This window comes from Neoroseomonas marina (assembly GCF_012927745.1).
In the GTDB taxonomy this organism is placed as follows: domain Bacteria; phylum Pseudomonadota; class Alphaproteobacteria; order Acetobacterales; family Acetobacteraceae; genus Neoroseomonas; species Neoroseomonas marina.
Window position 1 is genome coordinate 44,398 of the sequence record NZ_JABBKX010000002.1, and the last position, 25,651, is coordinate 70,048.

Below are 25,651 nucleotides of genomic sequence, written 5' to 3' on the forward strand. Positions count from 1 at the left end.
GATCTCGGCGTTCGGGGTCAGCTCGCCTGGCGGCCCTGCGGCGCAGCCTCGGCTTCCAGGAAGTCCTGCGCGAAGCGCTGCAGAACGCCGCCGGCCTCGTAGATCGAAACCTCCTCGGCGGTGTCGAGCCGGCAGGTGACCGGCACCTGCGTCGTCGTGCCGTCACGGCGATGGATCACCAGCGTGAGCTCCGCGCGCGGCGTGCGCGCGCCCGTCACGTCATAGGTCTCGGTGCCGTCGAGGCCGAGCGTCAGGCGGGTGGTGCCCGGCTTGAACTCCAGCGGCAGCACCCCCATGCCGATGAGGTTGGTGCGATGGATGCGCTCGAAGCCCTCGGCCACGATGGCTTCCACGCCCGCGAGCCGCACGCCTTTCGCCGCCCAGTCGCGCGAGGAGCCCTGGCCGTAATCGGCCCCCGCCACGATGATCAGCGGCTGGCGGCGTTCCATGTAGGTCTCGATCGCTTCCCACATGCGCATGACCTTGCCGTCCGGCTCGACGCGCGCGAGGGATCCCTTGCGCACGCTACCATCCTCCTTGCGCACCATCTCGTTCATCAGCGTCGGGTTGGCGAAGGTCGCGCGCTGCGCCGTCAGGTGGTCGCCGCGATGGGTGGCGTAGGAATTGAAGTCCTCCTCCGGCAGGCCCATCCGCGCCAGGTATTCGCCCGCCGCGCTGTCCAGCAGGATGGCGTTGGACGGCGAGAGATGGTCGGTGGTGATGTTGTCGCCGAGCACCGCGAGCGGGCGCATGCCGCGCAGCGTGCGTTCCCCTGCCAGCGCGCCTTCCCAATAGGGCGGGCGGCGGATGTAGGTGCTCTGCGGCCGCCAGTCATAGAGCGGGCTGACCTTCCGCCGCGCACCCTTGTTGCCGAACATCGGGGCGTAGACCTTGCGGAACATCTCCGGCTTCACGGCCGCGGCGACGACGGCATCGATCTCCGCATCGCTCGGCCAGATGTCCTTCAGCCGGATCTCCTTGCCGGCTGCATCGACGCCGAGCACGTCGCGCTCGATGTCGAAGCGGATGGTCCCCGCGATGGCATAAGCCACGACCAGTGGCGGAGAGGCGAGGAAGGCCTGCTTCGCGTAGGGATGGATGCGCCCGTCGAAGTTGCGGTTCCCCGACAGCACGGCGGTCGCATAGAGATCGCGGTCGATGATCTCCTGCTGGATCTTCGGATCCAGCGCGCCCGACATGCCGTTGCAGGTGGTGCAGGCGAAGGCGACGACGCCGAAGCCCAGCGCTTCCAGGTCCTCGGTCAGCCCGGCCTCATCGAGGTACAGCGCCACCGCCTTGGACCCCGGCGCGAGCGAGGACTTCACCCAGGGCTTGCGTGCCAGCCCCGCGCGACGGGCGTTGCGCGCCAGCAGCCCGGCGGCGATCACGTTGCGCGGGTTGGACGTGTTGGTGCAGGAGGTGATGGCCGCGATGATCACCGCGCCATCCGGCATCAGGCTGCCTTCCTGCGTCACCGGCGCCGCGATTCCGCGCGCCGCGAGGTCCGAGACCGGCAGGCGGCGATGCGGATTGGACGGCCCGGCCAGCGTGCGCACGACGGTCGAGAGATCGAAGCGCAGCACGCGCTCGTACTGCGCCTTGGCCAACGTGTCCGACCACAACCCGGCGGCCTTGGCGTAGGTCTCCACCAGCTTCACCTGCGCGTCCTCGCGCCCGGTCAGGCGCAGGTAGTCGATGGTCTGCTGGTCGATCGAGAACATCGCCGCCGTCGCACCGTATTCCGGCGCCATGTTGGAAATGGTCGCGCGATCGCCGAGCGTCAGGCTCGACGCGCCCGGTCCATGGAATTCCAGGTAGGCGCCGACGACCTTCTCCTTGCGCAGGAACTCGGTCAGCGTCAGCACGATGTCCGTCGCCGTGATGCCCGGGCCTGCCTTGCCGGTCAGCTCCACGCCCACGATGTCCGGCAGCCGCATCCAGGACGCCCGGCCGAGCATGACGTTCTCGGCCTCCAGCCCGCCGACGCCGATGGCGATGACGCCGAGCGCATCGACATGCGGCGTATGGCTGTCGGTGCCGACCAGCGTATCGGGGAAGGCGACGCCGTCCTGCGTGTAGATGACCGGCGACATCCGCTCCAGGTTGATCTGGTGCATGATGCCGTTGCCGGGCGGGACGATCTCCATGTTCTCGAAGGCGTGGCGCGTCCACTCGATGAAGTGGAAGCGGTCCTCGTTGCGGCGATCCTCGATGGCGCGGTTCTTCGCGAAGGCGTCCTTCTCGAAGCCCGCGTGCTCGACGGCCAGCGAGTGGTCGACGATCAACTGCACCGGCACGACCGGGTTCACCTTGGACGGGTCGCCGCCCTTCTCCGCGATCGCATCGCGCAGGCCCGCCAGGTCCACCAGCGCCGTCTGGCCGAGGATGTCGTGGCAGACCACGCGCGCGGGATACCAGGGGAAGTCGACGTCGCGCTTGCGCTCGATCAGCTGCTTCAACGCATCGGTCAGCAGCCCCGGCTCGCAGCGCCGCACCAGGTTCTCCGCCAGCACGCGGGAGGTATAGGGCAGCCCATCATAGGCGCCGGGCGCGATCGCCTCGACGGCGGCGCGCGCGTCGAACCAGTCGAGGCCCGTGCCGGGCAGGGGCTTGCGGAATTGCGTGTTCATGGCTCGCTCCCCGCCGGGCTGGCCCCGGCGATCTGTCGTTCGATGTTGAGGCGGGATGCGCGGATGTGCCGGCGCATCAGCATCTCGGCCAGTTCGCCGTCGCGCTCGGCGATGGCGTCCAGGATGCGGTGGTGCTCGGCGAAGGCCTGGCGCGGCCGGTTCGGCGATGTCGAGTACTGGATGCGATACATGCGCGCGAGCTGGTAGAGCTCGTCGCACAGCAGGCGGATCAGCATCCCGTTCCCGCTGCCCTGCACGATGCGGTAGTGGAAGTCGTAGTCGCCTTCCTGCTGGTAGTAGCCGCGGCCGGCCTGGAAGGCCTCGTCCCGCTCATGCGCCTGCAGCACGTCGCGCAGATCCTGGATCTGCCCAGGGCGCATGCGTTCGGCCGCCAGGCGGCAGGCGCTGCCTTCCAGCGCCTCGCGGATCTCGTACAGCTCGCTCAGTTCCTGCAGGCTCAGCGAGACGACGCGCGCGCCCGCATGGGGCACCCGGACCAGCAGCTTCTGCCCTTCGAGGCGGTGCAACGCCTCCCGCAGCGGCCCGCGGCTGATGCCGTAGGCGCGCGCGAGCTCGGGCTCGGAGATCTTGCTGCCCGGGGCGATGTCGCCCCGGACGATGGCCGACTGGAGCTGGCGAAAGGCGTGGTCCGAGAGCGTCTCCCCCTCGGCCGCGGCCTCGATCGGCAGTGTCAGCGCCTTGTTCATGTGTCGACAATCCGGCGGGATCGACCCGAAACCCGGGCGCAGATGAGCCCTTCAGGGCCGGATTGTCAACAATGCGCCCTCAGGGCCCGCCGGCTCACCCCTTCCGGATGTTGTGGAACAGCGGGAAGCCGTTGAGCATCCCCGTGATGTTCCGCCGGAAGGCGAAGGGCTGCATCCAGGCGCCGGTCGGGATGTAGGGCACGTCCTCCCAGGCCTGGACCTGGATGTCGCGGGTGATGCGCTGCTGCGCTTCCAGCGTGTCGGCATCCATGAATTCGTCGCGCAGCGCCTCGATGCGCGTGGAGGTCGGCCAGCCGTAGGGCCCGTTGCGGCCCAGGCCGCGCACATAGGATTGCGTCGCCGGCGAGGTCGCGATGATGCCGGGGATGTAGTTGCACCAGACGCTCCAGCCACCGCGGTCCAGGCCCTCGCGGTTGTTCAGCCGCGGCAGCACCGTGCCCCAGTCGAGCGCCTGGTAGTCGAGGTTGATGCCGACCTTGCGGAACATGTCGGCGGCGAGCTGGCTCATCGCGTTCAGCGACGGCAGGTCGGTCGGCACGACGAAGACGACGCGTTCCCCCTTGTAGCCCGCGGCCTCGAGGTCCCGCTTCACCTTGTCGAAGCTGCGCGGGCCGGTCATCACCTCGAGCCCCGCCTCGGTCGCGAGCGGGCTGCCCGGCAGGAAGAAGCCGCAGCGGTCGTTCCACAGCGACCGCTCCTCCCCCATCACCGCCTGCATGTATTCGGTCTGGTTCACCCCGGCGAGGAAGGCGCGGCGGATCGCCGGATTGTCGAAGGGCGGCACCAGGTGGTTGAAGCGGATCATGCCCATCAGGCCGCCGCGTTCCTTCGCCTCGACCAGGATGCTGCGGTTGCGGCGAAGCAGCGGCAGCAGGTCGGGCTGCGGCTGCTCCCACCAGTCGACCTCGCCCGATTGCAGCGCGGCGGCCGCCGTCGCGGCGTCCGGCAGCGTCACCCATTCGACGCGGTCGATGTAGGCGATCTTGGGCCCGGCCGCGAAGCTGGGCGTGCCGGAGGATCGCGGAACGTAGCCGGTGAACTTCTCATAGACGTTGCGCGCGCCGGCGACGCGCTCGCCCGCGATGTAGCGGAACGGCCCGCTGCCCACCATCTCGGTGACCTGGACGTTGGCCGGCGTGGAGGCGAGGCGTTCCGGCATCACCGGACAGAAGGCGGACGGCTTGGCGAGCGCGGCCGGCAGCAGCGGGAAGGGCTTCTTCAGCCGGAACTGGATCACCTTGTCCGACGGCGCGCTCAGCTCCTCGGTCGCCGCGCGCAGCGTCTGCCCGAAGGCGTCGGTCTGCATCCATCGGTTGATGCTGGCCACCGCGTCGCGTGCCAGCACCGGCGTGCCGTCGTGGAAGCGCAGCCCCTCGCGCAGAGTCAGCTTCCAGGTCTTGCCGTCATTCTCGATGACATGGCCTTCGACCATCTGCGGCTGCGGCATGAAGCTCTCGTCGAGGCCGTAGAGCTGGTCGAAGACCAGGAAGCCATGGTTGCGCGTGACCAGGCCCGTCGTGAAGACCGGGTCGAGCAGCGCAAGATCCGCCTGCGGCACGAAGCGGACCGTGGTGCGCTGCTGCGCGCCCGCCGGGGCGGAGAGCGCGGCGGCACCGGCCGCGGCAGTGGCAAGGAAGTCGCGACGCTTCATGGCACTCACTCTCCGCTGAGGGCTGACGGGTCTATTGCGCGAGGGGCGGCCGGTGCTGCGCCCAGGGGCGGGCTTCCTCGAAGGCGGCGGAGGCCTGCAGCACGCCGAGGTCGTCGAAGCGCCGCCCGACGATCTGCAGGCCGACCGGCAGGCCCGCGGGCGTGAAGCCGCAGGGCACGCTCGCCGCGGGGCTGCCGGACCAGTTGAAGGGGTAGGAGAACTCCGCCCACATCAGCCAGTCCCATGCGTGCTGCGGCCAGTGCTCCGGCTGCAGACGGTCGGCGGGGAAGGCGGCCACGCTCACGGCCGGCGAGAGCAGGAAGTCATAGCCCTCCATGAATTCGTGGATCTTCTGGATGTAGTCGAAGCGGCGCAGGCGCATCTGCATGAACTGCGGCGCGGTGAAGCCGGCCGCATGCTTGATCATCGCGACGAAGCCCGGATCCATGCGGTTTTCGAATTCGGGCAGGCTGACGATGCGGCCGCTGAAGGTGGCGGGCCAGAAGAAGCGCACCAGCTCGGGGCCGAGCGGCCCCCAGGCGGGCGTCACCTCCTCGATCTCGGCGCCCATGTCTGCGAAGACCTTGACCGCCCGTTCGACGACCTCGGCGACCTCCGGGTCGACGCGCGCATGCCCGAGGTCGCGCGTATAGGCGATGCGCCTGCCCTTCATGCTCGTGGCTGTCAGCGCGCCTGCGTAATCCCGCGGCGGCGTCTCGAGCGAGGTGTAGTCCCAGGGATGCGGGCCAGCCATCGCCTGCAGCATCAGCGCCGCATCCTCGACCGTGCGTGTCAGCGGCCCGATATGGGTGGCGAGGTCGTTGTTCGACATCGGCCAGTTCGGCACGCGGCCATGCGTGGGCTTCAGCCCATAGACGCCGGAGAAATGCGCCGGCATCCGGATCGACCCCGCCCCATCGCCGCCCTGGTGCAGCGGCCCATAGCCGCACGCCGCGGCGACGCCCGCGCCGGACGACGAGGCCCCGGCATTGAGTCCGCGACCCCAGGGATTGTGCGTGATCCCCGAGATCTCCGCATGGCTGACGCCCTTCCAGCCCCATTCGCCGGCCGAGGTCGTCTTGCCCATCATCATGCCGCCGGCCGCGAGCAAGCGGCTGACGCAGGGTGCATCCACATCGGGAATGGTGCCCTGCAGGATGGCCGTGCCGAAATCGGTCTGCACGCCCTTGGTATGCTGCAGGTCCTTGATCGTCACCGGAACGCCTTCGAGCAGTCGCGGCGCATCGCACTGCAGGAAGACCTGCTCCGAACGGCGCGCCGCATCCAGCGCATGGTCCGGCGTCAGCCGCATCATGGCATTCACGCGGGTGTCGATGCGCTCGATGCGCGCGAGCACCGCCTTGGCCACCTCCACCGGCGACAGCTTGCGCGTCCGGTACAACGCCCCGAGCTGTCGCACGCCGAGATAGCCAATCTCATCCAGGTCCATGATCCGGTCCTTGCTGCGGATCGCGATACTCGGTCCGCCTCAGCGGCCCTGGCAACTCCCGGGCCGCATCACGCCTTCTCGACATTCCAGAAGATCGGGAAGGATGATTCCATCAGTCCGCGCAACGACGTCCTGTAGGCCGCCGGTATCGTGAACTGCCCCCACATCACCGAGGGCGTCAGCGCGTAGGACAGCCGCTGTATCTCCGCCGCGATGGTCCTGCGGTCGGCCTCGGCTTCGGTATCCACGAACTGCCGCATCAGCGCCGGGATGCGGTCGTCGCAGGACCAGCCCGGATAATCGGCACAGGTGTTCGCCGTGTAGAAATGCGTGAGCGGCGACATCATGTCGACGCCATTCGCATAGACCGAGAACATGCTCCAGCCGTCGCGCCGCGCGCGGCGGGCCAGCACGGTGCCCCAGTCCATGACCTGCTCATCCACCGTGAAGCCGGCCTGCTTCATGTTCTGGATGAGCACCGCCGCGGCGACCTGGGAAATCGACCCGCCGACGCCGAGGAAGATCACCGGCTGCCCGCGATAGGACGTCCGTGCGAGCTCCGCCTTCGCCTGTTCGACCGACAGCCGCGCGACCTCCGCCCCCGCATCGGTCGTCAGCGGCGTCCCGCACATCCAGAAGGAGTTGCACGCCGTGCGGAAGCGCGGCGGGATGCCGATCGCCTGCAGCGCGCCGTCCTGGTCCGCGAGCTTCCACAGCACCCGCCGCACCTCGGGATCGTCGAAGGGGGCGAAGGCGTGGTTGAGCCGGTAGTTCCCCTGGAACTGGTGCAGCCCGCCGAGCGAGAGCAGCCGCACGTTCCGCGCCCGCTCCAGCCGGTCGATCATGTCGAAGGGCACGTATTGCTGGTAGTCGATCTCGCCGGCGATCAGCGCGGTCGCCGCGGTCATCTGGTCCGGCATGGCGCGCAGGGCGATGCTGTCGACCTTCACGCGCTTGCCGCCGGCGAGGAAGTCGGGCGCTTCTTCCCGCGGCACGTAGCCCGCGAAGCGGTCGAGCACCATCACATTGCCCGGCAGCCAGAGATCCGGACGGAAACGGAAGGGCCCGGAGCCGATGATCTCGGTGATGCGCTGGTCGGCCGGGGTGCGCGCGATCCGCTCCGGCAGGATGAAGGGCACCGGCGCGTTCGGCTTGCCCAGGATCTCGAGCACCAGCGGGAAGGGGCGCTTCAGCGTCAGCTCGACCGTGCGCGCATCCTTCGCCACCAGCCCGGCCTGCGCATCGCGCAGCATGCGCCCCAGCGCGTCCTTCGGCATCCAGCGCTCGAGCGAGGCGACGACGTCGGTGGCCGTGACCGGGGCGTCGTCGTGGAACTTCAGGCCCGGGCGCAGCGTGAAGGTCCAGGTCAGGCGGTCGGCGGACACCGTGTGCCCCTCGGCCATCTGCGGCTGGATGCGACCCTGGCCGTCCATGGCGAACAGCGTGTCGAAGATGTGGAAGCCGAAGGTCCGCGTGATCGCCGCGGTCGTCATGTAGGGGTCGAGGATGACCACCTCGGATTCCAGCACCAGGTTGAGCTGGCGTTCCGCGCGCGCCTCGCGGGGGCGGAGGATGCCGGAGGCCGCGATCGCGGCGCCGCCTGCGAGGACTCCGCGGCGGCCGGTTTCCAAGATGGACATTCTTCCTTCCTCTCCCCCGGCGGCGGGTCGGTGCCTCGCCTTTCGATATATCCTATGCCAGCCTGCACCCTGACATTGGCACGGCGCAAGGAGGATTCGCGACCATGGCCGACACCGAACTGCTCTTCATGCCGGCCACGCGCGCGGCGGCGCTGATCCGCCGCAAGGCGCTTTCCCCGGTGGAGCTGACCCGCGCCGTGCTCGCCGCCATCGACCGCGAGCAGCCGCGGATCAACGCCTTCGTCACCGTGCTGCACGACCAGGCGATGGCCGCCGCCCGCACGGCGGAACAGGCGGTGATGGACGGCGCGCCGCTCGGCCCGCTGCACGGCGTGCCGGTGCATGTGAAGGATCAGGTCGACACCGCGGGCATCCGGACCACGCATGGTTCGGCGATCTTCGCCGACAACGTCCCGGCGCGCGACGACGTCACAGTGACCCGGCTGCGGGAGGCGGGATCGATCCTGCTCGGCAAGACCACCATGTCGGAGTTCGGCCACAAGGGCCTGACCGACGGGCCCGCCTTCGGCACCACGCGCAACCCCTGGGACCTGTCGCGGACCACCGGCGGCTCCTCGGGCGGCGCGGCGGCCGCGGTGGCGGCGGGGCTGGGGCCGCTCGGTCTCGGCACCGACGGGGCGGGATCGGTGCGCATCCCGGCAGCCTGCTGCGGCGTCGTCGGGCACAAGGCGACGCTCGGCAGCGTGCCGTGGGAAGCCTCGGCGGACACCTTCGCGAACAACGTCTATGCCGGGCCGCTGACGCGCACGGTGACGGATGCGGCGGTGATGCTCTCGGTCATCGCGGGGCCCAGCGGGCGCGACGCGCAGAGCCTCCGCGGGCCTGGCTTCGCGCCGGTCTCGCCATCGCTGATCGGCGGCGACCTGCACGGGCTGCGCATCGGCTACATCGCGCGCGCCTGCAATGCCCGCGTGCAGGCGGAGATGGCGGCGAACACCATCGCCTCGCTCGACGCCTTCGCCGCGCGCGGCGCGCTGATCGAGGACGTCGCCGACGCCATCGACTGGATGGAGTTCCCCGGCCGCATCATGTACCAGGCCGGCTTCGCGGTTTCCTGCGCGCAGTACCTGCCCGAATGGCACAACCGGATGGACCCGGTGCTGCTCGCCTTCATGGAGCGCGGCGGCACGTTCTCGCTCAAGGAATTCCGCGAGGCACAATTCGCCCGCACGCGCCTGTTCCGCGCCATCCAGTCCCTGTTCGACCGCTACGACGTCCTCGTCACGCCGACGCTGACGCGCACCGCCTTGCCCGCGGATTTCGATGCCGCCACTGACGAGGTGGTGGTCGAGGGCGAGACATGCGGCATCACCCGCCAGGGCTGGTCCAGCTACATGTATCCCTTCAACCTCACCGGCCATCCGGCGCTGTCGGTGCCCTCCGGCTTCGCCGCAGACGGCCTGCCGACCGCGGTGCAGATCGTCGGCCCCTGGGGGCGGGACATGGACGTGCTGCGCCTCGGCGCCCTGCTGGAACAGGACCGTCCCTGGGCGCAGCACCGCCCGCCGCTGGCCTAGCCGAGCCGCGCCACCGCCGCGAAGCCCGCATCGGCCGCCTGCAAGGCGCGGTCGATGTCGGCCTCGGTATGCGCGCAGGAGAGGAACATGTTGTGCCGCGGGTGGAAGTAGGCGCCCGCCTCCAGCGCCGCGGAGCAGAAGGCATTGCCGAGGCGGAAGCCCTCGTCGCCCTCGAACAGCACCAGCGGCATCTGCGCCGGGCCGGACTGGCGGATCGTCACGCCGTGCCGCGCCGAGAGCGCATCGAGCCCCTTGCGCAGCCGCTCCCCCATCGCGCGCATCCGCGCCGGGCCGTCGATGCGGTGCAGCTCCTGCAGCGTCGCGAGGGCGGCCGCCATCGGCACCGCCGCGCACCAGAAGGACCCGGTCGTGTAGACCTTGGTCACCGCCTCGCGGAACCGCTCCGCGCCGGTGACGGCCGCCAGCGCATGCCCGTTCGCGATCGCCTTGCTGTAGGCCGCGAGGTCCGGCCGCACGCCGACCGTCTCCCACGACCCGCCGAGATCCAGCCGGAAGCCCGCGCGCACGTCGTCCAGGATCAGCGCCGCGCCCTCGCGGTCGCAGATGTCGCGCAGGGCCTGCGCGAAGGCGGGATCGGGCAGTTCCAGCGCGCGCGCCATGTCGTGGCGGAAGGCGGTGACGATGATCGCCGCGAGGTCGCCCTTCGCCTGCTCCGCCGCCGCCTGCGCCGAGGCGACGTCGTTGTAGTCGTAATAGGCGATATGCGCGCGGTCCTCCGCCGTCACGCCGGCGAGCGACGGCGAGCACCACGGCACCGCCCCGTGATAGGATCCGCGCGCGACCAGCACCTTGCGCCGCCCCGTGCCGGCGCGCGCGATGGTCACGCAGGCGGTCGTCGCATCGGTGCCGTTCTTCTCCAGCAGGCACCAAGCGGCATGCGGGATGGTGGCGACCAGCATCTCGGCGAGGTCCACCAGCACCGGCGCCGGCCCGTTCATGCAGTCGCCGAGCGCCGCCTGGCGCCGCGCCGCCTCCTCTACCGCCGGATGGTGGTGGCCGAGCACCACCGGCCCCCAGGCGCACATGAAGTCCACCACCTCGCGCCCATCCACGTCCCACAGCCGGCAGCCCTCGGCGCGCGCGAAGTATTGCGGGTAGCCGGCCGGCAGGTTGGCGGCGTTGAGATGCCCCCAGAGCCCGCCCGGGATGACCTGGCGCGCGCGGTCCCGCAGCGCGGCATCACGATGGTTGCGCTGGGTCGGCGAGGCGGTGTCGTCCATGGGGCGTTCCAAGGGGTCAGCGGGGGCGGGGCGCGGCGGCCTCGAGCGCGGCGAGGTGCCGCACCAGCCCCTCCCCGCCCTCGATCATGTCGGCGACGACGGCGGCGCGCGTCGCCGCGGCATCGCGTGCGCGCAGCCCGTCGAGGATGTCGAGATGCCGATGCCGCCCCGGATAGGTCGGCCGCGCATGCGGGTAGAGATGGTTCAGCATCGGCCCGTTGCGCAGCCAGATGCCCTCGATGACGGCGAGCAGTTCCGGCATCGCCGCCGCGCGATACAGGCCGTGGTGGAAGCGCCAGTTGGCGCGGATCGCCGGCGCGGATTCGCCGGCCTCCTCCGCGCGCATCAGCTCGACATGCGCGCGTTCCAGGGCACGGATCTCGGCATCCGAGATGCGCTGCGCCGCGTGTTCCGCCGCCAGGCCCTCGAGCGCCGCGCGCACCTCCCGCAATTCGAGGTACTGCGCCAGGGTCAGCCCCGCGACGGTGATCGCCTTGGCCAGTTCCATGCGCAGCGCGCGTTCGCGCACCAGCTGCATCACCGCCTCGCGCACCGGCGTCTCGGACACGCCGAGCGCCTGCGCCAGGTCGCGGATCTTGAGGCGCTGCCCGGGCTGCATCCGCCCTTCCAGCAGTGCCATGCGCAATTCGCCATAGACGCGGCCCGTCAGGTTCTCCCGCCCGACGGGCGTGAGGAAGTCGAGCCCACCCTCGTCCTTCCCGCGGGAAGGCCGGGCGGCGCGGCGGGGGCGCTCGGCGGTCATGGCGGTTCATCGTATTTGATATATCGACGGCAACGCAATGCCGCGCGATGCTGCCCTGAACCACCAGGGAAACGCCTGCCATGCCGCCTGCCCCCGGCCCCGAGACGCTTCGCGCCGCCCTGCCCCCGCTCGACGGCCGTCTGCGCCTGCCGGGGCTGGCGGCACCGGTCGAGGTGCTGCGCGACCGCTGGGGCATCCCCCATATCCGCGCCGAGGGCGGTCAGGTCGACGCCTTCCGCGCCCAGGGCTTCGTTCATGCGCAGGACCGCCTGTTCCAGATGGAGCTCAACCGCCGCCGCGCCCTCGGCCGCGCGGCGGAATGGCTCGGCGCCGGCGCGGCGGAAGGCGACATCCTGGCCCGCCGCCTCGGCATGGAGGCTGCGAGCCGGCGCGACTACGCCGCCCTGGGCGACGAGGGGCGGGCGATGCTCGACGCCTATGCCGCCGGGGTGAATGCCTTCATCGGATCCGGCGCGCCGCCGGCCATCGAGTACGTGCTGCTCGACGCGACGCCGGAACCCTGGGAAGGCTGGCACTGCATCGCCGTGATGCGCCGCCTCGGCCTGCTGATGGGGTCGGTGTGGTTCAAGCTGTGGCGCGCCGCGGCGCTGCCCGTGGTGGGGCCCGAGAACGCGCTGAAGCTGCGCTACGACGATGGCGGGCGCGACCTGCTGCTCATCCCGCCCGGCGTCGAGGCGAAGCGCTGGACCGCGACTATCGCGGACCTCCAGCCCGCCATCGCCGCCCTGCTCGTCGCCGAGGCGATCGACGCCACCGGCGGCGGCAGCAACAACTGGGCGGTCGCCCCGGCCCTCAGCGCCACCGGCCGTCCCGTCGTCGCCGGCGACCCGCACCGCGTCTTCGAGATCCCGAACATGTACGCGCAGGGCCACCTCGCCTGCGCCGATTTCGACGTGATCGGCCTGACGGTCCCCGGCGTGCCGGGCTTCCCGCATTTCGCGCACAACGGCCGCGTCGCCTGGTGCGTCACGCATGCCTTCGTCGACATCCACGACCTGTTCGTCGAACGCTTCGACCCCGACGCGCGCCATGTCGCCTTCCGCGGCGGCTGGCTACCGGTCGCACGGCGCCAGGAGACCATCGCGATCCGCGGGGCCGAGCCGCGATCCTTCGAGGTGGTGGAAACCCACCACGGTCCGATCATCGCCGGCGATCCGGCCTCCGGCACCGCCATCGCGCTGCGCTCCGTGCAGTTCGCCGAGACCGACCTCTCCTTCGACTGCCTGCCGCGCATGCTGCGCGCCGACGGCGTGGAGACGTTGTTCGAGGCGACACGCGGCTGGGGCCTGATCGACCACAACCTGGTCGCCGGCGACACCGCGGGCCGCATCGGCCATCTGGTGCGCGCCCGCCTGCCGCGCCGCCCGCGCAGCAACGGATGGCTTCCCGTGCCCGGCTGGACCGGCGCGCATGAATGGGACGGCTGGATCCCGCATGAGGAGATGCCGCGCGTGATCGATCCGCCGCTCGGGCTGATCGTCACCGCGAACAACCGCGTCGCCGCCGATGACGGGCCGGACTACCTTTGCACCGATTGCCATCCGCCCTACCGCGCGCAGCGCGTCCTCGCGCGGCTGCAGGCCGCACCCGAGGCGCGCGGCGTCGAGGGCGCGGCGAGCGTGCATGCCGACACGCTCTCGCTCAACGCGCTGCTGATCCGCGACCGCCTCGCCGCGCTGCCCGCGCCGCGCGACGCTGCCGCCGCCGCATTGCGTGACCGCCTGCTCGCCTGGGACGGGCGGATGGAGGCCGGCAGCAGCGCGCCGACCGCCTATATCGCCCTCCGCCGCGCCCTGACCGCGATCCTCGCCGAGCGCAGCGGGCTCGCTGCGCTTGCCGGAACGCCGCTGCTCTCGGTCGCGCCGGGCGTGCCGCCGATGAACCAGCTCTGGTGGGCGCTGCCCAACCTGCTGCGGGATGGCGACGCGGCGCTGCTGCACGGCTGGGACTGGGCGCAGGCCATGCAGGAGGCCCTGGCGCGCGCGGCGCGCGAGGACACGTCGCACCCCTGGGGCGAGGTGCACCGCCCGCGCTTCACCCATCCGCTCTCGCCGATGTTCCCCGACTGGGCGCCGCTGCTCGACCCGCCGGCGCTGCCGTTGGGCGGGGATACGGATACCGTGCTCGCCAACGGCTTCATGGCGGCCGCCGGACCGGTCGCGGCCTATGGCGCGCTCGCGCGCTACGCCTTCGACGTCGGCGCCTGGGAGAACAACCGCTGGACCGTGTTCCACGGCGCCTCCGGCCATCCCGGCAGCCCTCATTATGCGGACCAGCACGCGGTCTGGGCCGGCACGGCGATGGTGCCCATGACCTATGGCTGGGACGCGCTGCGCCGCACCGCGCCATGGCGGCAGGAGCTCGCCTGAAGGCCGCGCGAGCCCGCGATCGACCCGCGCGTGCTGGCCGCGATGCGCCGCGTGCCGCGCCAGGCTTTCGTGCCGCCGGCGCTCGAGGCCAGCGCTCATGACGACCGCCCGCTGCCGATCGGCCACGGCCAGACCATCTCCCAGCCCTTCATCGTCGCGCTGATGACCGACATGCTGCGCACCGCGCCCGCGCAGACGGTGCTCGAGATCGGTACCGGGTCCGGCTACCAGGCCGCGATCCTCGCCGATCTGGTCGCGACGGCACAGCATCGAGATCGTGACGCCACTGGCCCACGAGGCCGAGCGCCGGCTCCGCCGGCAGCGCATCCGCAACGTCACCGTCCATCGCGGGGACGGTGAGTACGGCGTGCCCTCGGCCGCGCCCTTCGACGGCATCATGGTCACCGCCGCCGCGTCGGTCATCCCGGTCGGCGGCGCCTCCGCCCTGCAGCACCTCGTCGTCGTGGAGAAGCTGCCCGGCGGCCAGATCCGTCATCGCGACGAGCTTCGGCGCGCAGGTCCTGATGACCCTCGGCGTGGTGGCGTATCTGTTCGCGGGGCTCGCGCAGCGGCGCATCCCGTAGCGGCAGGTTGCGCGCGGCGGCACCATGCGCGATGCCTTCGCACCGGAACCTGATGGGACGATGGCCGCATGTATGACGTGATCGTGGTGGGCGCCGGATCGGCCGGCGCCCCGCTCGCCGCGCGGCTGTCGGAGGACCCGCGCCGCCGCGTCCTGCTGCTCGAGGCCGGGCGCGACTGGCGCGCCGCCGAGGCGCCGCACGCGCTGCGCAGCGCCAACATCATCCCCTTCATGCACCACCCCGCCCACCAGGCCGACTGGCAATGGCCGGGGCTGATGACGCGCCGCACCGCCGCGCAGGAGCCGAGATTCTACTGGCGCGGCAAGACCATGGGCGGCTGCTCCACGGTCAACGCCCAGATCGCGATCCGCGGCGTCCCCGCCGCCTTCGACGCCTGGGCCGAAGCAGGCTGCGAAGGGTGGTCGGCCGCCGACGTCCTGCCGGTCTTCGACGCCATCGAGGACGATAGCGAGACCGGCACTGCCCCGGGCACCCGCCAGGGTGGCCCGCTGCCCGTTTGGCGCATGCCGCCCGACCGCTGGGGCGCCGTGGACCGCGCCCTGCGCGACGCCGCGCTGGCCGACGGCTACCCCTGGAAGGCGGACCTGAACGCGCCGGAGGGCGAGGGCGTCTCCTGCTACCCGATCAACCTCCGCGACGGACAGCGCGTCACCACCAATGACGGCTACCTCGAGCCCGCCCGGGGCCGCGCCAACCTCGACATCCGCGGCGAGGCGATGGTCGACCGCGTGCTGTTCGACGGCCGCCGCGCGCGCGGCGTGCGCGTGCGCTTCGGCACCGGCGCGTGGGAGGAGATCGCGGCGCGCGAGGTGGTGCTCTGCGCCGGCGCCATCCACAGCCCGACCATCCTGATGCGTTCCGGCATCGGCGCCGGCGCGGACCTCGCAGCACTCGGCATCCCCGTGCTGCACGACCTGCCCGGGGTCGGGCGCAACCTGATGGACCACCCCATCATCCGCGCCACCATCGCGCTGAAGCCGGACCATCGTTCGCGCGGGCGCGACGCGCGCCACACCAATTGCTGCGTGACCTACAGCAGCGGCCTGGGCGGCGGCGGCGAGCGCGACATGATCATGATCGGCTTCAACCACCGCGGCCTGACGGAGGACGACGAGCCCGCCGCCTCCGGCGCCATCGGCCTGTCGGTCTACGACGCCTTCTCGCGCGGCTTCGTGCGGCTGACCTCGGCCGACCCGGAAGCCCAGCCGGCGGTCGAGGAGAACATGCTCGACCATGCCGCCGACCGGCTGCGCATGCGCGACGGCGTTCGGCGCCTCGCGCGCCTCGCCGCGCTGGACCCGCTGAAGGCCATCGCCGAGTGCATCACCTTCTGCGAGACCGCGCTCAGCCTGCCCGAAGCCGCCGCGCTGCCCGAGGCCGAACTGGACCGCCTGATGCTGCAGGAAGCGGCCGACATCCAGCACGCGGCGGGAACCTGCAGGATGACCGCGCATGAGGACCCGCGCGGTGTCGTCGACCCCGACCTGCGCGTGCGCGGCGTCGAGGGGCTGCGCGTCGCCGATGCCTCCGTCATGCCGACCGATTGCCGCGCCAACCTGCACTTCACCTGCGTGATGATCGGCGAGATGCTGGCGCGGCGGATGCAGCGCGGGGGCTAGGCGCTACCCCGGCACGCGGTGCTGCGCGGTCAGCGATGCCAGCGTCCGCGGCAGCGTCGCGCCGCCACGCCGCCGGTGCGCGAGCCAGATGCCCGACACCGCCGCGGGGCTCGCGATCGGCAGCACGCGCAGTTCCGGCAGGCTGAGCCGGCACAGGCAGCGCGGCAGGATCGAGACGCCCATCCCCGTGCCGATCAGCGCGAGGATGGAGCCGTTCTGGTTCGCCTCCTGCTCGATGCGCGGCTCGAATCCGGCCGTCGCGCAGATCGCCGCGACATGTTCGTGCAGCGCGCTGTCCGATCGCGGCGAGAAATGGATGAACGGCTCCTCGGCCAGTTCCTCGAGCGGCACGGGCTTGTCCCCGCGCGCGAGGCGATGGCTGCGGTGGACGACGAGCATCATCGGCTCCCGCATCACCTCCAGCAGCGCGATGCCGGGCGGCACCTCGGGCCGCGTGGCGTAGCGGAGATAGGCGATCTCGAGGCTGCCGGCCGCGAGTTCCCGTACCGCGGCGTAGACAGCGCGCTCCCGCAGCACCAGCCGCACCCGCGGATGCTGCCGGCGGAACCCCAGGACCGCCGCCGCCACCGGTTCGGCCAGCAGCGCCGAGGGAAACAGCCCGACGGTCAGTTCCCCGATCTCTCCGCGATGGGCACGCGCCGCGGTCTGGCGCGCGCGATCGGCCTGGTCGAGCGTGGCCCGCGCCTCGGCCAGGAACAGCCGCCCGGCCTCCGTCAGCGCGACGTTGCGGCTGCTGCGGTCGAACAGCCGGACCTGGAGGTCCTCCTCCAGGGCGCGGATCTGCTGGCTCAGCGGCGGCTGAGAAATGCCGAGGCGTTCCGCCGCACGGCTGAAATGCAGCTCCTCGGCGACGACGACGAAGTACCTGAGGTGCCGGAGTTCCATCCATCCATTCGTAGAAGATATGGATTTCAACTCAAGTCATATTGGATGCCTTGGCATGCCCCTTCCTAAACTCGTGGCGCTACCGCAACGCGCTGGACGGACAGGATGAGCGACGCCACTCCGGAGCCCTTCGACCCCATCACCCTCGAGATCTACTGGAACCGGCTGATCTCGGCCGCCGACGAGGCCGCGACCGGCCTGCTGCGGACCGCCTTCTCGACCATCGTGCGGGAGTCGAACGACTTCGCGACGGTGCTCATGGACCGCGACGGCAACTCCGTCTCGGAGAACACCGGCGGCCTCGCCTCCTTCTCCTGCATCCTGCCGCGCACGACGAAGGACTTCCTCGCCCGATTCCCGGCCGAGACGTGGAAGCCCGGCGACACCATCGTCACCAACGATCCCTGGCTTGCGACCGGTCACCTGCCGGACTTCACCGTGGTGACCGGCATCTTCCACCGCGGCAGGCTGGTCGGCTTCTCCGGCTCGATCTCCCACTCGCCCGATGTCGGCGGCGCGCTGTGGTCGGCCGATTGCCGCGAGATCTTCGAGGAAGGCATCCGCATCCCGCCCTCCCGCCTGCTGCGGGAAGGCGAGTGGAACCAGCAGCTGCTCGACATCCTGCTCGGCAATGTCCGCGTGCCGCGCCAGGTGCTGGGCGACCTGCAGGCGCAGGTGGTGGCGGCCGAGGTCGGCGCGCGCCGCGTCGCCGAGTTCCTCGAGGACACCGGCCTGCCCGATCTGCAGGGCCTCTCCGCCGCACTGAGCGAACGCGCCGACCGCGCCATGCGCCGCGCCATCGCCGAGGTCCCCGACGGCACCTGGCATTCCGAGATCACCGCTGACGGCTTCGACGACAAGCACACCCGCATCGTCTGCAAGGTGACGGTGCGGGGCGACACGATGCACATCGACTATGCGGGCACCTCCCCGCAGATCGATCGCGGCATCAACTGCGTGATGAACTACACGCACGCCTATTCGGTCTATCCGGTGAAGTGCGCGCTCGATCCCTTCACCCCGCGCAACGAGGGGTCCTACCAGGCGATCACCGTCGCCGCGCCGGAACGCAGCATCCTCAACCCGCTCTATCCCGCGCCGGTCAGCGCGCGGCAGTTGACCGGGCACCTGCTGGCGGGCGCGATCTACCAGGCGCTCGCACAGGTCGTCCCGAACAAGGTCATCGCCGATTGCGGCGGCGCGCCGACCATGCGCGCGCTGTTCAGCGGCACCCGGCCCGATGGCGACAGTTTCTCCCAGGTGCTTTTCGCCTCGGGCGGCATGGGCGCCTGCCCGCACAAGGACGGGATGTCCGCCACCGCCTTCCCGACCAATGTCGGCGCCGGGTCCATCGAGGCGTATGAAAGCGTCGCCCCGATCATCGTGCGCAGGAAGCGCCTGCGCGTGGATTCCGGCGGCCCCGGCACCTTCCGCGGCGGGCTGGGGCAGGAGATCGAGCTGCAGCTCGACACCGACGCGCCGGCGCGGCTGTCGCTGCTGTCCGACCGCCATCGGAACCCGGCCGGCGGCATCCTCGGCGGGCTGCCGGGCGGCCCGTCGGTCATCGCCTTCGGCGACGGGACCAAGCCGCACCCGAAGTCCCGCACCTCCATCGGTCCGCGCGAATCGGTGCTGCTGCTCTATGCGGGCGGCGGCGGCTATGGCGACCCGAGGAAGCGCGCGCGTGAGGCGGTGATGGAAGACCTCCGCCACGGCTACATCACGGCCGAAGCGGCCAAGACCATCTACGGCGTGGAGTGACGCGCATGACCACCACGGCTTCCGCGCGCGTCGGCGTCGATGTCGGCGGCACCTTCACCGACCTGGTGCTGCACGACCCGGTGCGCAACATCGTCCGCACGGGCAAGCTGCTGACCACGCCGGACGATCCCTCCGAGGCCATCCTCAACGGCATCGCGCGCATCCTGCGCGAAGCCGAGCTCAAGCCCGAGGACGTGCACAGCGTCATCCACGGCACGACGCTGGTGACCAACACCATCATCGAGCGTACCGGCGCCACGGTCGGCCTGCTGACCACCGAAGGCTTCCGCGACAGCATCGAGATCGGGCGCGAGACGCGCTACGACCTCTATGACCTCTTCCTCGAAACCCCGGCACTGCTGGTCCCACGCGCGCGGCGGCTCGAGATCCCCGAGCGCATCGCCTCGGACGGCCGCATCCTCCTGCCGCTGGACGAGGCCGCCGTCGCCGCCGCCACGAAGCAGCTGGTCGAGACCGAGGGTGCCGAGGCCATCGCCGTCGGCTTCCTCCATTCCTACCACAGCCCGCAGCACGAGAAGCGCGCTGGCGAGATCATCCGCGCGCTCTATCCGAACCTGCCGGTCTCCCTCTCGGCCGAGGTCGCGCCCGAGATCCGCGAGTTCGAGCGCATCTCCACCGCCTCGGCCAACGCCTATGTGCAGCCGCTGATGGCCCGCTACCTCGATCGCGTGCAGTCGACGCTGCACTCGACCGGCTTCCGCGGGCACCTCTACATCATGCTCTCGGGCGGCGGCATCACCACGGTGCGGGAGGCGAAGGACTTCCCGATCCGCCTGATCGAATCCGGCCCCGCCGCCGGCGCCATGGCGTCCGCCTTCATCTCGCGCCTCACGGGGCTCGAGCATGTCGTCTCCTTCGACATGGGCGGCACCACGGCGAAGATGTGCCTGGTCGACCACCATGAGCCGAACCACAAGTTCGACTTCGAGGCCGGCCGCGTCCGCCGCTTCCAGAAGGGCTCGGGCCTGCCGCTGAAGGTCTCGGTCGTCGACATGATCGAGATCGGCGCCGGTGGCGGCTCGCTCGCGCGCATCGACCCCGGCTCGGGGCTGATGAAGGTCGGGCCGCGCAGCGCGGGCGCCAAGCCCGGGCCCGTCTGCTACGGCCGCGGCGGCACCGAACCCGCCGTGACCGATGCCGACCTCGTGCTCGGTCGCCTCGACCCCGGCTACTTCCTCGGCGGCGAGATGGCGCTGAACCTCGACCCCGTCCGCCGCGCCTTCGAGACGCGCATCAGCGCCGAGACCGGCATCGCCGTGGAGCAGGCCGCGCTCGGCGTGCAGCGCATCGTCGACGAGACCATGGCCTCCGCGACGCGCATGCACCTGGCCGAGAAGGGCAAGGATCCGCGCCGCTACACCATGATCGCCTTCGGCGGCGCCGGGCCCGTGCATGCGTGGAACCTGGCGCGCCTGCTCAAGATCAAGCGCCTGGTCGTGCCGCTCGGCGCCGGCGTCGCCTCGGCGCTCGGCTTCCTCGTCGCCCCGCCGGCCACCGACATGGTGCGGTCCTATGTCGCGCGCCTGGAACGCATCGACTGGGCGCGCGTGAACGCGCTGATCGCCGAGATGAAGGCCGCCGGCAGCGCTCTGCTGACCGAGGCCGGCGCCACCCCCGGCAGCATCACCTTCAGGCCCGTCGCCGAGATGCGCCATGTCGGCCAGGGCTTCGAGATCCCGGTGCCGCTGCCGGGCCTCGAACTCTCCGACGCCGACCTGCCCACGATCCGGGAACGCTTCTTCGCGGCCTATCGCGACCGCTTCGAACGCGTGGTCGAGGAAAGCCCGATCGAGGCGCTGAGCTGGCGCCTGTCCTGCTCCGCGCCCGGCTGGACCATCGACCTCGCCGGCGCGGTGCCCCGCACGGCCGAGGCCGGCCCCGCCGCGCCGCGCACGCATCGCCGCGTGCTGTTCGAAGGCGCCGGCTGGCAGGACTGCCCGGTCTACGACCGCTACGCGCTGCGCGCCGGCGCGCGGATCGCCGGCCCGGCGCTGATCGAGGAACGCGAATCGACCTGCGTCGTCGGCCCGGACAGCGAGGTCGTCGTCGACGACTTCCTGAACCTGGTCATCGACGTCGGCTAGCGCCGCGCGCCGGGCGATGCGGGATCGCCCGGCGGTTCGCTGGAAGCGCTAGGGCTTCGCCATCCCGGCGCGGCGCAGGATCGGGCCCATCTGCTCCGCGCCGCGCGCCAGCAGCGCCTCGTACTCCTTCCCCGGCAGCGCCTGCGGGTCGACGCCGGTCGCACCGATCTGCTCGGCGACCGCGGGGTCGCGCAGCGCGGCGAGCGACGCGGCCTCGAGCCGCTCCAGCACCGGCCGCGGCGTGCCGCGCGGCACCGCAACGCCGAGCCAGGAATCGATCTCCACCTCGTAGCCCGCCTCGCGCATCGTCGGGACGTCCGGGAATTCCTGCCAGCGCATCGGGCTGGCCGAGGCCAGCAGCCGCAGCTGCCCCGCCCGGATCTGCGACACCACGTCGGAGGGGTTCTGCACGATCACGTCCACCTGGCCGCCGAGCAGCGCCGTCACCGTCTCCGCACCCGAGCGGTACTGCACCTGCTCGAACTTCCCGCCGGTCAGGCGCCCCAGCTCGAACATCGCGAGGTTGTTCGGCGCCGAGGGCGCGCCGACGAACAGCCCGTTGCCCTGCTTCGCCGCGCGCACCAGGTCATCGAGCGTCCGGTGCGGCGAATCCGCGCGCACCGTCACGCCGTAGCGGAAGCGCCCATAGCCCGCGACGAAATCGAAGCTGCCGATGGTGTAGGGCACGTCGCGCACATGCGGCTGGATCGCGACGGTCGAATAGGTGACGACGCCCATCGTGTAGCCATCCGGGCGCTGCGTCGCGACGAAGGCCGGCCCGATCGTGCCTTCCGCGCCGGGCCGGTTGACCACGACGACCGGCTTGCCGAGCTGCCGTTCCAGCCCGCGCGAGAAGGCGCGCGCCGAGACGTCGGTATTGCCGCCGGCGCCGTAGTTGACGACCAGCTGGATCTCGCGCTCCGGCCAGTCGGCGCGCGCGGCGCCGGCACCGGCCACGGCCATGCCGGCCGCGAGCGCCGGCAGGTGCCGGCGGCGCAGGGTGATGCTCATCTACGTTCTCTCCCGTGCTGCAGAACTCGAACTCGGCCGGCTCAGGGCATGTAGCTGCCGCCGCCGACGTCGATGGTGGTGCCGGTCAGGTAGGCCGCGGCGTCCGAGGCAAGGAACTGCACCACCTCCGCCACCTCCTCCGGCTCGCCGAGGCGCCCGAGCGGGATACGCTGCAGGAAGGCCTCGTTCATCCCGGGCGCGGCGCCGGCGACCATGTCGCTCATGATGCGGCCCGGCGCGACGCTGTTGACCGTGATGGCGAAAGGGCCCAGCTCCGCCGCCAGGTTGCGCGCGAAGCCCATCAGCCCGGCCTTGGAGGTGCCGTAATAGGCGCCGGTGATCGTGCTCGGCACATGCGCCGCCTGGCTCGTCATCATCACGATGCGGCCCCAGCCGCGGGCCTTCAGCACCGGGATCGCCTGGCGCGACAACAGGAACGGCCCGGTGAGGTTCACCGCCAGCACGCGCTGCCATTCCTCGAGCGGGATCTCCTCGACCATCCGCTTGCGGCCATCGACCTTGGGCGAAATGCCCGCGTTGTTCACGACGACGCCGAGCCGATCCCACCAGTCGCCCAGAACCTGCGGCAGCGCCGCGATCGCGGCCTCGTCCGCGACGTCGAGGCGGATGGCGCGCGCCTGATGCCCCTGCGCGACGATGGCAGCGGCCGTCTCCTCCACCCGGTCGAGCACATCGGCCAGCACGACCGGATGGCCGGCGGCGGCCAGGCGCTTCGCGATGGCCGCGCCCAGCCCGCGCGCGGCGCCGGTGACGATGGCGACACGGTCGGCATTGCTCATGGGATCAGGATCACCTTGCTGGCCGCGCGCTGCCGCGCGAGTTCGAACCCTTCGAGCCCGCGATCAAGCGGCAGGCGATGCGTGATCATCGGCCGATAGGCTTCCGGTTCGCGCGCGAGCAGCGCGATGACGCGCTCCCAGGTCCGCGGTTCCGACCCATGCGAGGCCCGCAACTGGTGCCGGTTGCGCACGAAGACGGTCAGCGGCAGCGACAGCGGCGCCGCATGGATGCCGGCGACCACCAGCACGCCCTCCCGTCTCAGCACCGGCAGCGCGTCGGTGATGGATGACGGATGGCCGGTCGCTTCCAGAACGAAGTCCACCGGCTTGCCGCCGGTCAGCGCCAGCACCTGGTCCGCGAGCGACCCCTCCGCGACATCCACGATGTCGTGGAAGCCAAGCTGCCGCAGCACGGCATAGCGCGGCTGGTCCGCGCGCCCCGCGACGATCACGCGCCCCGCGCCCGCCGCCCGCGCCATCAGCGCGAGTCCCTGCCCAATCGTGCCCGGCCCCAGCACCAGCACCGTGTCGCCGAGCCCGACCTCGCCCACCAGCACGGCCTCGCTCGCGACCGCCAGCGGTTCCACCAGCGCGCCGAGCTCCGCGTCCACCGCCTCGGGCAGCGGCAGCACGTTGCCCGCCGGGACATTCACCTGCGCCGCGAAGCCGCCATCCGTCGTCAGGCCGAGCGTCAGCCGCTCGCCCCGCGCGCGCGGATCGCCCGGCCAGGCGATGCTGCCGTCGCCGCGCACGACGCGCGGATGCACCGACACGCGGGTGCCCGTCGCGACCGCCGCACCCGGGCCCGCCGCCACCACGCGCCCGGCGAACTCGTGCCCCATCGTCAGCGGCAGGTAGGGCACCATATGCCCGTAGCCATCCGTCCATTCATAGGCGTGGACATCGCTGCCGCAGATGCCCACCGCCTCGACGCGCACCGTGACCTCGCCGGGGCCGGGGGCGCCGGGCTCGGGCACCTCCAGCGCCTCGAGCCCGAAGCCGGCCTGCGTCTTGCGCAGCGCGAGCATGATCAGAACGGCTCCGGATACCCGCCATACATGGTCAGCGGCGGCTTGCCGTCCGGGTCCGTCATCACCTCGATCAGCGTCGGCTTGCCGGAGGCGAAGGCGGCGTCGAGCGCCGGGCCGACCTCCTCGCCGCGCGCCACGCGAACCCCGGCGATGCCGCAGGCGCGCGCGATGGCGGCGTGGTCCACCTCGGCGAAGTCGCAGGCGACGGTGTGGTCGCCGAACTTGGTGTCCTCGGCATGCTTCTGGAAGCCGAGGATGCCGTTGTTCAGCACCACCACCGTGACCGGCAGATCGAGCCGACGCAGCGTCTCGAGCTCCGCCCAGGAATGCCCGAAGCCACCATCGCCGACGAGGCACACCACGCGGCTGCCGGGGGCCGCGACCTGCGCCCCGATCGCCATCGGCACGCCCCAGCCGAGGCCCGCGAGCCCGCGCGGCGTCAGGAAGCGCTGCCCCGCGCGCTTCGCCGTCATGTAGATGTTGATCCAGTTCGACGAATAGGACGCGTCCGCGACCATGATGCCGTCCGCGGGCATGCGCCTGTCGATCTCGGCCGCGACACGCTCGGGGCGTACCGGCCCGCCGTCGCGCGTCGTCACGCCGGCGACGAGCGTCCGCCAGCCCTCGACGGCCTTGGCGATCTGCGCTTCGACCTGCGGCCGCGCCGCAGCGCGCGCGGCAAGATCCTGCCGCAGCATCGCCTGGCGCAGCGCCGCCAAGGTCAGCTTCGCATCGCCGGCGAGGCGCAGCGCCTCGTAGTTGCGCCCGATCTCGGAGGAATCCGGATCGATGTGGATGTAGCGCGCATCGCGCGGATACAGCGTCCAGGAATCCGTGCCGTTCTGGTTGGTGCGGTTGCCGACCAGCAGCACGACATCGGCCTCGGCGACCATCGCGCGCAGCTCATGCGCCCGCGCGCCGCGCCCGAGCGTATTGCCCATCACGCCGATGGACAGCGGATGCGTCTCGTCGACGCTGCCCTTGCCCATGAAGGTGGTCGCGACCGGCAGGTGCGCGTCCTGCTGCAACGCCGCCAGCTCGTCGGCAGCGCCCGAGATGTGCACGCCGCCGCCCGCGATCACCACCGGGCGCGCCGCCGTGGCGAGCAGCGCCGCCGCCTCCTCGATGCGCGCCGGATCGGCCAGGGTGCGATCGAGCGGGAACTCGCCCAGGAAGGCGCGCCGGCGCGACGCCGCTGCGGCCTTCTCGATCAGCAGGTCCGCCGGCAGCAGCAGCACGGCCGGCCCGGGTCGCCCCGACGTCGCGGCCGTGAAGGCCATGTCGACATAATCCTCGAGCCGATCGGCCCGGTCGATGCGGCGAACGAACTTCGCCACGCCCTCGAACAGCTTGAAGTGGTCGAATTCCTGGAAGGCGTTCTTGTCGGTCGTGTCGCGCGTGACCTCCTGCACCAGCGCGAGGACCGGGATGCTCGCCTTCAGCGCCTCGGCCAGCGGCGGCACCAGCAGCGTCGCGGCGGGGCCGTTCTGCGCCGTCACCACGCCGACGCGGCGCGAGACGCGCGCATAGCCGTCGGCCATGGCGCCGCCCATGTTCTCCTGCCGGTAGACCGTCTGGCTGATGCCGGCATGCGGCGCGGCCAGGTGGAAGGCGGACGGCAGGCTCTGCCCGAAGGTGGTGACCACGCCGTGGCGGGCGAGCGCCTCGGCCAGGCGCAGCGCGACAGTCGCATTGGCGATGGGACCGGTATCCGGCATCTGGGCGTCTCCAGGAAACGAATGTTATTTGCTATAGCAAACGGCAAATCGCTTGACAGGTCAA

At 71.3% G+C, this 25,651-nt stretch carries 19 protein-coding genes; 7 read left to right on the forward strand and 12 right to left on the reverse strand.

Annotated features, from left to right (window positions below):
• Window positions 1-17 precede the first annotated feature (17 nt).
• The 5 genes from acnD to GWK16_RS05475 all read right to left on the reverse strand — a co-directional run bounded on the left by acnD (window position 18) and on the right by GWK16_RS05475 (window position 8,099).
• Window positions 18-2,630 carry a Fe/S-dependent 2-methylisocitrate dehydratase AcnD gene (gene acnD, locus GWK16_RS05455; protein ID WP_170052954.1) on the reverse strand — a complete coding sequence of 871 codons (2,613 nt, stop codon included), beginning with the start codon at window positions 2,628-2,630 and terminating at the stop codon, window positions 18-20.
• Window positions 2,627-3,337, reverse strand: coding sequence for a GntR family transcriptional regulator (locus tag GWK16_RS05460; RefSeq protein ID WP_170052955.1), 711 nt, complete (start codon window positions 3,335-3,337; stop codon window positions 2,627-2,629). The genes acnD and GWK16_RS05460 overlap by 4 nt, the downstream gene beginning before the upstream one ends.
• A gap of 94 nt (window positions 3,338-3,431) precedes the next feature.
• Window positions 3,432-5,009 carry an ABC transporter substrate-binding protein gene (locus GWK16_RS05465; RefSeq protein WP_170052956.1) on the reverse strand — a complete coding sequence of 526 codons (1,578 nt, stop codon included), beginning with the start codon at window positions 5,007-5,009 and terminating at the stop codon, window positions 3,432-3,434.
• 31 nt (window positions 5,010-5,040) lie between these two features.
• Window positions 5,041-6,459, reverse strand: a complete 1,419-nt coding sequence (locus tag GWK16_RS05470; protein WP_170052957.1) for an amidase — start codon at window positions 6,457-6,459, stop codon at window positions 5,041-5,043.
• A gap of 68 nt (window positions 6,460-6,527) precedes the next feature.
• Window positions 6,528-8,099, reverse strand: coding sequence for an ABC transporter substrate-binding protein (locus GWK16_RS05475; protein WP_170052958.1), 1,572 nt, complete (start codon window positions 8,097-8,099; stop codon window positions 6,528-6,530).
• Between the two features lie 104 nt (window positions 8,100-8,203).
• Here GWK16_RS05475 and GWK16_RS05480 point away from each other — a divergent pair, with 104 nt between their 5' ends.
• The gene (locus GWK16_RS05480) at window positions 8,204-9,637 is read left to right on the forward strand and encodes an amidase (protein ID WP_170052959.1); all 1,434 of its coding nucleotides are present in this window, start codon (window positions 8,204-8,206) and stop codon (window positions 9,635-9,637) included.
• Here GWK16_RS05480 and GWK16_RS05485 read toward each other — a convergent pair.
• Both GWK16_RS05485 and GWK16_RS05490 read right to left on the reverse strand, forming a co-directional pair.
• Window positions 9,634-10,878 (reverse strand): aminotransferase class III-fold pyridoxal phosphate-dependent enzyme, encoded by a 1,245-nt coding sequence (locus tag GWK16_RS05485; protein WP_170052960.1) that lies wholly within the window; start codon window positions 10,876-10,878, stop codon window positions 9,634-9,636. The genes GWK16_RS05480 and GWK16_RS05485 overlap by 4 nt on opposite strands.
• 16 nt (window positions 10,879-10,894) lie before the next feature.
• Window positions 10,895-11,641: a GntR family transcriptional regulator gene (locus GWK16_RS05490; RefSeq protein WP_170052961.1), complete on the reverse strand. Its 747-nt coding sequence runs from the start codon at window positions 11,639-11,641 to the stop codon at window positions 10,895-10,897.
• Between the two features lie 80 nt (window positions 11,642-11,721).
• Between GWK16_RS05490 and GWK16_RS05495 the strand changes: the two genes are divergently transcribed.
• Genes GWK16_RS05495 through GWK16_RS05510 form a run of 4 tightly spaced genes read left to right on the forward strand, consistent with a single transcriptional unit; the run spans window position 11,722 to window position 16,255 of the window.
• Entirely contained in the window at window positions 11,722-14,031 is a 2,310-nt protein-coding gene (locus GWK16_RS05495) for a penicillin acylase family protein (protein ID WP_170052962.1), read from the forward strand.
• 30 nt (window positions 14,032-14,061) lie between these two features.
• Window positions 14,062-14,391 carry a hypothetical protein gene (locus tag GWK16_RS25515; RefSeq protein ID WP_170052963.1) on the forward strand — a complete coding sequence of 110 codons (330 nt, stop codon included), beginning with the start codon at window positions 14,062-14,064 and terminating at the stop codon, window positions 14,389-14,391.
• Window positions 14,309-14,668, forward strand: coding sequence for a hypothetical protein (locus GWK16_RS25845; RefSeq protein WP_170052964.1), 360 nt, complete (start codon window positions 14,309-14,311; stop codon window positions 14,666-14,668). The genes GWK16_RS25515 and GWK16_RS25845 overlap by 83 nt, the downstream gene beginning before the upstream one ends.
• Window positions 14,669-14,683: 15 nt before the next feature.
• Window positions 14,684-16,255 carry a GMC family oxidoreductase gene (locus GWK16_RS05510; RefSeq protein ID WP_170052965.1) on the forward strand — a complete coding sequence of 524 codons (1,572 nt, stop codon included), beginning with the start codon at window positions 14,684-14,686 and terminating at the stop codon, window positions 16,253-16,255.
• A gap of 3 nt (window positions 16,256-16,258) precedes the next feature.
• Here the strand turns inward: GWK16_RS05510 and GWK16_RS05515 are convergent, their stop codons facing one another.
• On the reverse strand, window positions 16,259-17,161 hold the full coding sequence (locus GWK16_RS05515; RefSeq protein ID WP_170052966.1) for a LysR substrate-binding domain-containing protein: 903 nt from the start codon (window positions 17,159-17,161) through the stop codon (window positions 16,259-16,261).
• A gap of 105 nt (window positions 17,162-17,266) precedes the next feature.
• Between GWK16_RS05515 and GWK16_RS05520 the strand changes: the two genes are divergently transcribed.
• Together GWK16_RS05520 and GWK16_RS05525 are read left to right on the forward strand one after the other, a co-directional pair.
• Complete coding sequence (locus GWK16_RS05520) at window positions 17,267-18,922, forward strand: hydantoinase B/oxoprolinase family protein (protein ID WP_170052967.1); 1,656 nt, start codon at window positions 17,267-17,269, stop codon at window positions 18,920-18,922.
• 5 nt (window positions 18,923-18,927) lie between these two features.
• Window positions 18,928-21,027 carry a hydantoinase/oxoprolinase family protein gene (locus GWK16_RS05525; protein ID WP_170052968.1) on the forward strand — a complete coding sequence of 700 codons (2,100 nt, stop codon included), beginning with the start codon at window positions 18,928-18,930 and terminating at the stop codon, window positions 21,025-21,027.
• A 48-nt stretch (window positions 21,028-21,075) separates the two neighbouring features.
• On the opposite strand, the gene GWK16_RS05530 is transcribed toward GWK16_RS05525, so the two are convergent.
• Genes GWK16_RS05530 through GWK16_RS05545 form a run of 4 tightly spaced genes read right to left on the reverse strand, consistent with a single transcriptional unit; the run spans window position 21,076 to window position 25,587 of the window.
• Window positions 21,076-22,038: a tripartite tricarboxylate transporter substrate binding protein gene (locus GWK16_RS05530; protein WP_170052969.1), complete on the reverse strand. Its 963-nt coding sequence runs from the start codon at window positions 22,036-22,038 to the stop codon at window positions 21,076-21,078.
• A gap of 41 nt (window positions 22,039-22,079) precedes the next feature.
• Window positions 22,080-22,838 (reverse strand): SDR family NAD(P)-dependent oxidoreductase, encoded by a 759-nt coding sequence (locus GWK16_RS05535; RefSeq protein WP_170052970.1) that lies wholly within the window; start codon window positions 22,836-22,838, stop codon window positions 22,080-22,082.
• Entirely contained in the window at window positions 22,835-23,866 is a 1,032-nt protein-coding gene (locus tag GWK16_RS05540) for a zinc-dependent alcohol dehydrogenase (RefSeq protein WP_170052971.1), read from the reverse strand. The genes GWK16_RS05535 and GWK16_RS05540 overlap by 4 nt, the downstream gene beginning before the upstream one ends.
• A 2-nt stretch (window positions 23,867-23,868) precedes the next feature.
• Window positions 23,869-25,587, reverse strand: a complete 1,719-nt coding sequence (locus GWK16_RS05545; RefSeq protein WP_170052972.1) for an acetolactate synthase catalytic subunit — start codon at window positions 25,585-25,587, stop codon at window positions 23,869-23,871.
• Between the last annotated feature and the right edge of the window lie 64 nt (window positions 25,588-25,651).